Origin of the sequence: Pseudomonas sp. (assembly GCF_026224925.1) — a bacterium.
Lineage (GTDB): Bacteria > Pseudomonadota > Gammaproteobacteria > Pseudomonadales > Pseudomonadaceae > Aquipseudomonas.
Genome location: NZ_JAMFRV010000766.1, coordinates 1 through 11,394, shown reverse-complemented (window position 1 = coordinate 11,394; position 11,394 = coordinate 1). Strand labels below are relative to the sequence as shown.

Sequence of the window (11,394 nt, the reverse complement as noted above, 5' to 3'; positions counted from 1 at the left end):
GTCATGGGTCTGGGCGACGTCTACCTCGGCGCCCCCGTCGCGACCCCGCTCGATCCACGCCATCGTTTGGTCACCACCAAATACAACCCGGCACGCACCTGGACCGCTGAAAACTCGGTCGGCATCGGCGGCGCTTACATGTGCGTTTACGGCATGGAAGGCCCCGGCGGTTATCAATTCGTTGGCCGCACGCTGCAGATGTGGAACCGCTACCGCGAAGTGGCTGCGTTCGATGGCAAACCGTGGCTGCTGCGCTTCTTCGATCAGATCCGTTTCTACCCGGTCAGCGCTGAAGAACTGCTGCGTATCCGCCGGGATTTTCCTTTGGGTCGCTACTCACTGAATATCGAACACAGCTCCTTGAATTTGGCGGATTACCAAGGGTTTCTGACCCGTGAAGCCGAGGGCATCGCGGCGTTCCGCGCCCAACAACAAGGCGCGTTCAACGCCGAACGCGAACGCTGGATAGCCAGCGGCCAAGCCAATTTCGAAAGCGATGAAGGGGTTGCCCCCGCCACTGAAGACGCTCCACTTGAAGCCGGCGAACACGGCATCGACAGCCACATCGCTGGTAACCTTTGGCAAGTACAGGTCGAAGTCGGCCAGCGCGTTGAAGCCGGCGATATATTGGTAATTCTGGAGTCGATGAAGATGGAAATTCCACTGCTGGCAACCCTGGCTGGCACCGTCAGTGAAGTGCGCGTGCAACCCGGATCGGCCGTGCGCGCCGGGCAACGGGTCGTGGTCCTCAAAGCTGATTGAACTTCTCACATTTTTAGACGGAATTTCACCATGACTAATGCTTCGCAACTGACTGACTTACGCCTCGACAGCGTTCGCGCTGCTTATCAAACCGGCACTGTTACGCCTCGGCAATGGGTGTTAGCCCTGCGTGAAAAAGCACTCGCGCTGAACCCGGACTATCACTTGTTTATCCACCTGCTGAGCGAGGCTGAAATCGAACCGTACCTGGCCGCGCTGGAAAGCCGCGAGCTCAAGGACCTGCCGCTGTATGGCGTCCCGTTCGCGATCAAAGACAACATTGACCTGGCCGGCATTCCCACCACTGCTGCCTGCCCGGCGTTTGCCTACACACCAGAGCGTTCGGCGACCATTGTCGAACAACTGATCGCCCTCGGCGCGATCCCCCTGGGCAAGACCAACCTCGACCAATTCGCCACGGGTTTGAACGGCGGCCGCTCACCCTACGGCGCGTGCCCCAACAGCGTGCTTATGGACTACCCGGCGGGTGGCTCCAGCGCGGGCTCATCGCTGGCCGTGGCGCTGGGTGTCGCCAGCTTTGCCCTCGGCACTGACACCGCAGGCTCGGGCCGAGTGCCTGCCGCGCTGAATAACTTATTGGGCCTCAAAGCCAGCAAAGGGTTGATCTCCACAGGGGGTGCTGTCCCCGCTTGTCGCACGCTGGACTGCGTCAGCACGTTTACCGCCACCGCCCGCGAAGCCAGTCAATTACTCGGCCTGGTTGCTCGTCTCGACCCACGCGACGCCTACAGCCGCAGCAACCCCCTGTGGAACGACGCGTCGGCCTTTGGTGTGCCACGCCCCTTCAAATTCGGCGTACCTCGCCCGCAGGACCTGGAGTTTTTCGGCTGCACAGAAGGCCCGCAACTGTTCGACGCTGCGATCAAGCACATGATTGCAATCGGTGGCCAAGCCGTGCCCGTTGACCTGTCACCGTTCCTCGAAGTCGCAGGTTTGCTGTATGACGGCCCGTGGGTGGCCGAGCGCTACAGCGTTGCCGGCGAGCTGATGGAGAACACCCCAGAAGCCGTGTTACCGGTCATTCGCACCGTGTTGAGTAAGGCCACGGCCGTGGATGGCGTGCAAACCTTTCGCGCACAGTACCGGCTGCAAGAACTTAAAGCGCTGTGCGACAAGGCAATGGAGCACCTCGACTGCGTGCTGACCCCGTCAATTCCTCGCCCTGTGACACGGGCCGAGTTGGACGCCGAACCGGTGCTGCGCAATTCGGAACTGGGTTACTACACCAACTTCGTCAACCTGCTGGACTACGCCGCTGTCGCCGTGCCCAGCGCCTTCATGAACAACGGCTTGCCGTGGGGCATCACCCTGTTTGGCCGCGTGTTCACCGATCAGTATTTGCTCAGCCTCGCCGACGCCCTGCAGCGCCAAACCGACTTACGCCTGATCGGCGATAACCCGTTGAGCCTATCCGCCCCGGCAACCACTGCGCGCAACGACATGGCGCGGCTGGTGGTGTGCGGCGCGCACCTGGACGGCCTGGCGCTGAACTGGCAGCTCAAACAACGCGGAGCGCGCTTGCTGGAGGTCACTCACAGTTCGGCCGACTATCAACTCTATGCACTGGCGGGTGGCCCACCGTTTCGACCTGGCATGCTTCGGGTTGAACACGGTGGCGTCGCTATTGCGGTGGAAGTCTGGGAATTACCGAGTAAAGAATTGGGCTCGCTCCTCACCGGCATCGCTGCCCCGTTGGGCCTGGGCAAGGTTCAACTGGCAGATGGGCGCTGGGAAAGCGGTTTCATCTGCGAACCCTACGGCCTGGAGGGCGCCACGGACATCAGTCACTTAGGCGGATGGCGCGCTTATATGCAGGCTAAGGCTGGCGCTTAAGGAAGGTTGTACGGCGGCCCGATCATTCGCGCCGCCGGTCACTAAATAGATACCGATCCGGACGAAATACCCACGGCATAGTGATGGGCCCACCCGCCCGGATCAAACACCATGACGAATAAAGACTGGAGCACCAACGACCGTGCTGCTTACGGACATGACCTGCTTGCCTCCGGACGTGAACTGGAACAGCCCGGCTTGGTCACCCTGCCGGAAAACCAACACGAGCGCTCAGACATCCTTGCCTCATCCGGCGCCTTTTCCCAATCGCCGTTTTACGACGATTTGCAGGCGCCTTCCGCCGAAGCAGCACATGATGCTGATTCCGATCAAACGCTGAATAACCATCGATTGACCGCCCTGAGAAAAAGCCCTGCCGCCAAGCTGTTGTCCGGCTCAGTACTGAGCCTGCAAACCTGGCAAATGGACCTTGATTGCCCCCCCACAGCACGGGACTACATCAAGCTGCAGCTCGCCGGTTTTTTACTCGACAATCTGGTCGTAGACAGCCTCGGCGAGCCCTTGTCTGCGGATCAACTCTACATCCACTTCACCACCGAAACAGACCCGGCTATTCAGGTCGATGGCCATGAACAGTACACGCGGCAACTGTCCCTGACGGACCTTGCCATGACGCTGTTCGATCCCGCCAGTTACGTCGCCCTGATCAAGTGTGCCGAGCCTGATCGCCCCCTCCACGAATCAAAACCGTTACCCACCACTGGCCTGCTGATTAACTTCATCAACGCGTCGCACTGGGAACATGAGTACCGCACGCTTGTTGAACGCTTTTGGGCCCGACATGAAGCGACCTATTGCCTGCTTGCCAGGCTCTCGTTTGTCGAGGGCCTGGCCCGGCAGTATTTGAAAAAGAAAATCACCTTAGAGGGCTACACCCTTGCGCTCGACGTACTGGGCCTCAATCGTTTCCCCTCCACGCTGGCGATCCTCCAACATCCCGTCAGCGGCGAAAAAGCGGTGATTAGTTTGCTGTCGCTGAACGGGCAGACCGTACCGGGCATGTTCCAGCTAAAATCCAGAGTGACATCGCACTGCTTCATCCACACCCTCGGCGAGGCACCCAGCACCGCCGAATACATCTGCCACGATCAAAACGCAAACCCGCAGAAGTTGCTGGAAGCACTCAATGCCTGCAGCTGGCTCGGAACATTTAAGGAGGGCATACCGCTGCATGAAGACGCCGATATCAGCGCGCAGCCACTTGATGGTGACCTGTTTTCAGCGCTCACGGCAGCGCAGAAAACGTTCTCGCTGGAACAATTGACTGCACAACGTTCCGGGGCGCATTCAGCTCACGAGGACGAGCACAGCGAGGTAATGTTTAAACCTATCGAACGCGGCCTGGCGTTGGTCAGCGCCCTTGATCTGTGGCAACCGCAATCAGACGTTTTAAAACGAATACCCGATCCGAAAAAAATCGCGCAACGTCTGATGCGCAATGCACTCGTTAAAAAACATCAACTGGAGGTGGCACCCGATACGGTTTTCATCCGTTACCTGCATGGCACTTCCACCACGCCGCTGGGGAGCGCACATTCACCGGTTACCTACGTTCATACACCTGATGAAACCCCCATCAGCCTGACCAATGCGCTACTCAGCAACTATCGAGTCGACCGCCCTGTGGGTTATCTCGACAACGGCGGCCGTAGCGTTGTGTATTCGGACCCCACAGCAAAAGGTGTGTTTACTGCAGATGCCGAGCTGGGCGTCTCGGCAGAAGCGATGGAAAGCCTTATCAAAGGTATTGATCTGCTGCCGTTGATGTCGAGTCGATTCAAGAACTTTTGGGACAAGCACGCCGCCGCTATCGACCAGTCGCTTAATGCCACGTTTAACGCGCAAGCAATAGTAGCCCTTAAGCTGGGCCATCTATCCCGGCCAGGATTCGACATGCTGGTGCGGGCACAGGCCTCAAACGCTTCGCAACCTGCGCAAACAACCTGCAAAGCCTTGGGCTTTTACTTACAACCATCGCTGACTGATAGCGTGCATTGCCAATGCTGTGCGGGCTTGTTGGTGTTCACTGACGCGACTATGCCGCTGACGGTGTTATATCAAGCGGGCCAGACTCAGGCATTCGTCGAGTTCAACAGCAGCAACGAACTTGACCAGCATATCGAAAAAGCAACCGGTGATGAGCAGTGGCGAACGACGTTGTTGAACTACGTTCCGGTCAGCCAGCAGCAAAAACTCACCTATGTCCTTGAGGTGTGGGCCGGACAACGGGTCCCTGACCCGCCTGGTTCTTTGCTTCGGCCATGGACCGACGTGATTTATGCCAACCACCTGCACAAAGCAAAGTCCAAGGCCTTATGTGGGCAAGTGCTGACATCATCACCGTTCGTTTATATTCGGGAAACACTCGCGCGCAATCATCTGGCGAATGCGAACGAGCGTATCGTGACCTCAACAGAGATCACCCTCCGTTACTGGACCGAACAACTCAATCATCTGCAGTTGCTGCTGGCTCCTATGTCGTTTCTGATGACGCCTGCCCTGGTCGCTTCAGTATTGCTGCAAGTCGGCTCTGTTTACCTGGGGATCGAAAAGGCGCTATTGCCGGGTAATCGGGACGCTGAAAAAGTCCGGGGGGTGTTTAACGTACTGTCGTTAGGACTGCTGCAACTTGCACCTTTTTCCCCACAATTGTTTCGCGCATTCACGGCGCTTACGCGTCCGGCAAAATCACTGAGCGTACCAATAGCGAGTGCATTGCTGCCATTGCGCAGTTTCAGTTACTTGCTCAGAGGGTGCATCAATCCCCGCAAAACCCAGCTGCAGCTGTTCTTCAACACAACGCGGTTACTGAAAACCTGGAAGGTGCCAGGCAACAGCGTCTTAAGTACATCGGCGGTCCAGGCGTGGAAACTTGATCGCAAGCTGCTGCTATGGACCTCGGACCAAGGGCAGGCCAGAACCCTGGTGGTCAGTACCCATGGCAATTACTTGCCCTGGACGAAAACCACGGCGATTCCCAATGGCACCGAACTGCGCGCCTATGCACCGCACGGCTTCAGCCTAGTTGACCCTGGGCTACATCGTGTTGTCGGGCAACAGGTCGGCGCTTTTTCAGTGTTAAATTCCGCTGGCAACCGCCTAGCGCGCCAAACAATGCCGCCGTTCGCGATCACCGATAAGCTACTGGCGGGCACTTCATTGCCAGGCAGGATCAAAAATTACAGCGTGGCCAAATTCCAGGGAGCGAGTGGCGAGAGTTATCAGGACATCTGCCATGTGGTGCGCAATTCAAATTTATCCCCGTGGCGTACAGCGCAAGTGCCAGCAGTACCGATGGATGTACTGACGGTCAGAAACCGTTTCGGCATGGCCTCCCCAACCTTGCAGGACGTGTTCAAGACACTGTCGGAACATGGCATTCACTACGACCGGATTTTGTTGCTGCATTGTCGATGCTCAGCCATCAGTGCAGCGTTGCGTCGATCACCGGTTTACACCGCGCCGCTCAACAGCATGCCACCCAGCCCAGGCCCGTGAAACCCGATAGCCTTAGGGATGGCGACACGCTAGCATACTGCCCTTGTAATGGACTTGTTCACCTCGGGATGTGTCATGCCTCTTCGCTCCGCACTCAATTCACAACGGTCACTTATCCTGACGGTGGTGGTCCTGCTGGGGAGCGGCTTTCTTGCCACATCACTGCTCAGTTACTACGCATCGCGGGCGTCGATTCGCGACAACATCGTCAATACCGAACTGCCACTGACCTCCGACACCGTGTATTCGGAAATCCAGAAAGATCTGGTAAGACCGATCCTGATTTCGTCGATGATGGCCCGTGACACTTTTATGCGCGACTGGGTAGTGGCGGGCGAACACGACCCCGAGCAAATGACCCGTTACCTCAACGAAGTCATGAACCATTACGGCGCCTACACCGCATTTTTCGTGTCAGACGTCAGCCTCAAGTATTACCAGGCCAAAGGCGTGCTCAAACAAATCGACGCTAAAGAGCCGCGAGATGTCTGGTACTACCGGGTGCGCGACATGGCCACGCCCTACGAGATTAATGTCGATCCGGACATGGCGAACAAGGACAACCTGACCTTTTTCATCAACTACAAAGTGCTCGATTACAACAACAACTTTATTGGCGCGACCGGGGTTGGCCTGACGGTGGATGCGGTAATCAAGCTAATCGACCGCTACCAGCAGCGTTACCAACGCAGCGTGTACTTCGTCGACACCTTTGGTCGAATCGTCCTCACCGGTGCGGACGGCGGCCCCCAAGGCGCCGCGATTGGTCAGTTACTCAGCAGCTTGCCGGGCTTGAACGATCTGCAAGATAAACTGCCCAGGCCACAAGGCGGCAGCTATGAATATGAAGCACAGGGTCAAGACCACTTTCTCAACGTGCGCTTTATCCCCGAGCTGAATTGGTACCTGTACGTCGACAAACAGGAAGCTGGCGCGATGGGCCACATCCGCCATTCGCTGTACCTGAACCTGCTCATTTGCTTGCTGGTCACGCTGGTGGTGTTGGCCCTGCTGCTGCGAGTGATCCGCCGTTATCAGCGCAAAATCGAAGTACAGGCCACACTCGACAGCCTCACCGGGCTGCCCAATCGACGCGGCTTCGACCTATTGGCGCTGAAGGCAATGCAAGACGCCCAACGTGAACGCAAACCGTTAGTCGCGTTGTTACTTGATCTGGACCACTTCAAACGCCTGAATGACAACCACGGCCATCTGGCGGGTGATGAAGTGTTGGCGGGCTTCGCAAATGACCTGAGAAGCTGCTTGCGCCAGTCGGATATCATTTGTCGTTGGGGCGGAGAAGAGTTCATCATCCTGCTCAAGGACACCAACAGCGACACTGCCTACACTGTTGCGGAGAAAATCCGCCTTCTGGCCGAGCAGCATCGCTACAGTTTTTCGGGCACGCCATTGCAGGTCACCGTCAGCCTTGGCCTGACCGAATGGCTGTCCAACGACACCCTGCACAGCCTGATCGCGCGCGCCGACCGAGCGCTGTATCGCGCCAAGCAGGCGGGTCGAAATCAGGTGTGCACAGAAGCGGCGCTCTCTCATGCTGAATGAACGCGACAGTCTCGACAGCTCAATTTGCCCGGCGTGCGGCCTCAGTAACAGCTGCACCCTGGCAGACCCGCGCACCGCTGCGCAGCCTTGTTGGTGCTTTTCGGTAGAGATTGATCCGGCCTTACTCGACGCGCTGCCGCCTGACGTGCGCAACCAGGCATGCCTTTGCCCGCGCTGCGCACAGGTAGAGACCTACCCTGCCGCAAAAAACAGCCACTAGCCCGTTATGCGCCTTGATCGTTTCCTCAGCAACCTGCCGCGCTTCAGCCGCAAAGACGTGCGCTTTGCGCTGGTGGGCAAGCGAATTAAAGTTGACGGCCAAACCGTCAGCGATCCCCTGCATGAGGTCCGCGAGTTCAGCCGCGTGGAATGCGACGATGACGTGTTGCAAATCGGCAAGCCTGCGCGCTATTTCATGCTGAACAAACCGGTCGGGTGCGTCAGCGCGACGGTCGACCCGCAGCATCCAACCGTGCTCGACCTGCTTGATGAGCCTGACAAGCATGAATTGCACCTTGCGGGCAGGCTCGACTTCAACACCACGGGTCTGATGTTGATCACAAACGATGGCGTGTGGTCCCGACGCCTGACGCAACCACAGACCAAAATCGCGAAAATTTATTACGTAGAAACCGAGCAAGTGATCACCCCGGACTACGTAGAGAAATTCGCCGAGGGTTTCTATTTTGCGTTTGAGAAACTGACCACTCAGCCAGCGCAATTAACGGTGCTGGGTCCAAGAAGTGCACGCTTGAGCATCGTCGAAGGCCGCTACCATCAAATCAAGCGCATGTTCGGTCACTTCGACAACAAAGTGCTGCGCCTGCACCGCGAGTCCATGGGCCCGCTACACCTTGATCCCGATCTCGCGCCGGGGGCCTACCGTCCGTTGGACGCTGCGCAAATACTGGCGATCTAATCCAAGGGTCGACCGCTCAGCAGAAGTTGTCGAACAATTTACGAACGGCACTTGCGGGATAGCGTTGAGCCTGCTTGAATCCAATCGTCAGTCCGCATGTGACTGATCAGTCACAAACACATTCTAAGAAACTTTTGTAGCGACCAGAGCCCCGGTTCCAGCACTACAGACAGCCCCTCAAAATAAAAATACCCGTCGACCTTACGCAGTCGGATCGACATGGGCCCCCTTTCCAGGCGTATGCCTACCTGTCATGAAGATCGTGCAACCTTGTTGCGCGGATACCTGTTTTGCGCCAGGAGAAAATCGATATGAGGCCAGAAATCGCTGTGCTTGATATACAAGGCCAGTTCCGGGTTTACACGGAGTTCTATCGCGCAGATGCCGCGGAAAAGACCATCATTTTGGTCAACGGCTCGATGGCCACGACTGCGTCATTTGCCCAAACCGCTCGCAACCTGTACCCGAAATTCAACGTGGTGCTCTACGACCAGCCCTACGCGGGTAAGTCCAAAGCCCACAATCTGCATAGCCAACCGCTGACGAAAGAGCTGGAAGGCCAGATTCTGCTAGAGCTGATTGACCACTTCGCCGCCGAGCATATTTTGTCGTTTTCATGGGGTGGCGCAGCGGCCTTGATTGCACTCGCGCAACGGCCACGGCGGATCGAAAAAGCCGTCATCAGCTCATTTTCGCCGGTGGTCAACGTGCATATGCGCGACTACCTCGAACGAGGCGTCCGGCACCTCGGCGCGTTTGACCGTTATGAGCTTGGCCATCTGGTGAACGACACTATCGGCAAACACCTGCCGTCGTTGTTCAAGCGCTTCAATTACAAACACGTCAGCACGCTGGATATTCATGAGTACGTGCAGATGCATTTCCACATCAGCCAAGTGCTGTGCATTGACCAGCTTTGCTACCTGAACGCCGCGCAAAACATCGACGTGCCGGTGCTGTTTCTCAATGGAGAGTGGGACGAATACACCGCTGCAGAGGATGCCAAACTGTTCGGCAAACACGTTGCCAATTGCCAGTTCAGCACCCTGAAAAGTACCGGGCACTTCCTGGACATGGAGCACAAAGCAGCCTGCAGCGATTCGCAAAAGGCGTTGCTGAGCTTCCTCAAGCCAGAACCCGCCACCAAACGCTCGCGGTACAACGAAGTACAGCACCACCATGCGTTTGCACTGTGAGACGAAAGCGTCAGTCCCTGTAGGGATTGCCAGAATTTTGTAGTTGGTGATTCCTGCACGGAATGATTTAGCGTTGAGTGGGTGAAATTTCCGCGGCCCGCTGGGAGCGAATTTGCTCGCGAATACTGTGGGTCAGACGATATGGATTTGCTGAAAAAGCCCCCTTCTAGAAATTAGCGCTTCTGTTCAGATGCGACTTCTGGTACAAAGTCAGCCGCGAAAAGCGGGTGTCGTATAATGGTATTACTCCAGCTTCCCAAGCTGATCACGCGGGTTCGATTCCCGCCACCCGCTCCATATTTTCAAGGTCTCCAGCGTAGTCTTCGGACATCCAATCACGACTGTTGACAGTTTCAGTGACTGTTTCCAAGAATCAACTACCCCCACGCGAACAAACTGCATGATCGGACGGTGAAAGCCTCGCTCGTCAGATAGGCCACCCGCCAGCCCTAGATGAATTTTCAGGTCGAGCTGACTTGGCGATTCCAGGTTCAAAAACCCCACTTTTCACTTCTGATGCATCAAGCCCCGGTTTTACGAGAGAACGGATGTGACGAAACAGACCTCGCAACGATGGCAAGTTCCAGTCGCTGCGAACTCAGGGCGCCAATGCCGTCATCACCGGGTCGAATAATGGCGCGACCTTCAGCGCACCTTGATCGGAGAGGTGATTGGTGTCGCGGTACAACGCCTCCCCGCCAGACTCGGCGACACAGGTCTGTCCATCGCTGCAGAACAGCGACGTCGGGTCTAGCACCCGCACCTGATCGTCGTCTCGACTGAGTTCGGCAAACAGTTGATCAATGTAAGCTTGGCGGCTGTCTCGCTCACTTTTCGGTCGCCCGAATCCGGCGGTGGCCTCGCCCAGCATGCTCATCCGCGCCAGCCGTTGCGCAATATCGACCCGTTGTTCCGGCCCCTCCTTCACCAGCCAGACCCGCTTGCCGGCTTGGCGCAACGTCTGGATGCGCGCCCGCAGGCCCTCCACTAGGTGCTGCTTGGCATACTGCACATCGACCCCTTGGGCACCCGGAGCGCGAATCATCAGCCCGGTGTTTCCGCTTTCATCGCCCTCGGTGTAGAGGCTCCAATGCGCCGCCAGAATCACATCGTGAATCTGCGCCTGTGCTACCAGCCGCAAGGCTTCTGCATTGAATTCATCGCACACCAACTCCCGGTGTGCGCCCTCGACCGGCGGGCACGACGAGTGCCCGGCCAGCGCCAAGGAGACGCTGCTGCGCCGGGCTTCCTCGCGAAGTGCCGGGGCTAATGCCGCCGCATGGCTGTCGCCCCACACCATTACCCGGTACGGTTGCGCCGGGCCAAAGTGGCACAAGGACTCGGCGCTGAGCAGATGCCGGTCATACAAGCAGTCTAGCTGCCCGGCATTCCAAGTCGCCGCCTTGGCATAGCGAAACGCTTGCGGCGATAGCCGCGAAGGCACGCCATCGCTGCCTCGCACCCACTGCCCGACGACAACCAGCACTAGCATCGCCACCGCTGCGCCACACAACATCGAGCGCTGCCCCGCCAGCCAGCGGCGCTGGCGAAATGGCGCCTCAATCCAGCGCCACGACGCAT

Annotated in this window: 8 protein-coding genes and 1 tRNA gene; 8 read left to right on the top strand and 1 reads right to left on the bottom strand. The window is 57.5% G+C overall.

The window, feature by feature from the left end; all coding sequences use genetic code 11:
* From M0974_RS32005 to M0974_RS31970, 8 genes are all read left to right on the top strand, one after another.
* The coding region (locus M0974_RS32005; RefSeq protein ID WP_297846178.1) for a carboxyltransferase domain-containing protein at nucleotides 1-762 on the top strand (762 nt) is incomplete at its 5' end.
* Between the two features lie 30 nt (nucleotides 763-792).
* Nucleotides 793-2,616, top strand: a complete 1,824-nt coding sequence (gene atzF / locus M0974_RS32000; RefSeq protein ID WP_297846177.1) for an allophanate hydrolase — start codon at nucleotides 793-795, stop codon at nucleotides 2,614-2,616.
* Nucleotides 2,617-2,727: 111 nt separating this feature from the next.
* A complete protein-coding gene (locus M0974_RS31995) occupies nucleotides 2,728-6,135 on the top strand; it encodes a DUF6543 domain-containing protein (RefSeq protein WP_297846176.1) in 3,408 nt (1,135 codons plus the stop codon).
* A gap of 75 nt (nucleotides 6,136-6,210) precedes the next feature.
* On the top strand, nucleotides 6,211-7,698 hold the full coding sequence (locus M0974_RS31990) for a sensor domain-containing diguanylate cyclase (RefSeq protein ID WP_297846175.1): 1,488 nt from the start codon (nucleotides 6,211-6,213) through the stop codon (nucleotides 7,696-7,698).
* Entirely contained in the window at nucleotides 7,688-7,918 is a 231-nt protein-coding gene (locus tag M0974_RS31985) for a cysteine-rich CWC family protein (protein WP_297846172.1), read from the top strand. The genes M0974_RS31990 and M0974_RS31985 overlap by 11 nt, the downstream gene beginning before the upstream one ends.
* Before the next feature lie 6 nt (nucleotides 7,919-7,924).
* A complete protein-coding gene (locus M0974_RS31980; protein WP_297846170.1) occupies nucleotides 7,925-8,617 on the top strand; it encodes a pseudouridine synthase in 693 nt (230 codons plus the stop codon).
* A gap of 311 nt (nucleotides 8,618-8,928) precedes the next feature.
* Nucleotides 8,929-9,813 carry an alpha/beta hydrolase gene (locus M0974_RS31975; protein WP_297846168.1) on the top strand — a complete coding sequence of 295 codons (885 nt, stop codon included), beginning with the start codon at nucleotides 8,929-8,931 and terminating at the stop codon, nucleotides 9,811-9,813.
* A gap of 223 nt (nucleotides 9,814-10,036) precedes the next feature.
* Nucleotides 10,037-10,110 (top strand) — tRNA-Gly (locus M0974_RS31970).
* A 301-nt stretch (nucleotides 10,111-10,411) separates the two neighbouring features.
* Here M0974_RS31970 and M0974_RS31965 read toward each other — a convergent pair.
* Nucleotides 10,412-11,394, bottom strand: a 983-nt coding sequence (locus tag M0974_RS31965) for an SGNH hydrolase domain-containing protein (RefSeq protein WP_297846166.1), incomplete at its 5' end; no start/stop codon positions are given.

Coding starts and splice junctions, on each gene's coding strand:
- M0974_RS31990 (WP_297846175.1), top strand. CDS start 6,211: ATGCCTCTTCGCTCCGCACTCAATTCACAACGGTCACTTATCCTGACG.
- atzF (WP_297846177.1), top strand. CDS start 793: ATGACTAATGCTTCGCAACTGACTGACTTACGCCTCGACAGCGTTCGC.
- M0974_RS31975 (WP_297846168.1), top strand. CDS start 8,929: ATGAGGCCAGAAATCGCTGTGCTTGATATACAAGGCCAGTTCCGGGTT.
- M0974_RS31980 (WP_297846170.1), top strand. CDS start 7,925: ATGCGCCTTGATCGTTTCCTCAGCAACCTGCCGCGCTTCAGCCGCAAA.
- M0974_RS31985 (WP_297846172.1), top strand. CDS start 7,688: ATGCTGAATGAACGCGACAGTCTCGACAGCTCAATTTGCCCGGCGTGC.
- M0974_RS31995 (WP_297846176.1), top strand. CDS start 2,728: ATGACGAATAAAGACTGGAGCACCAACGACCGTGCTGCTTACGGACAT.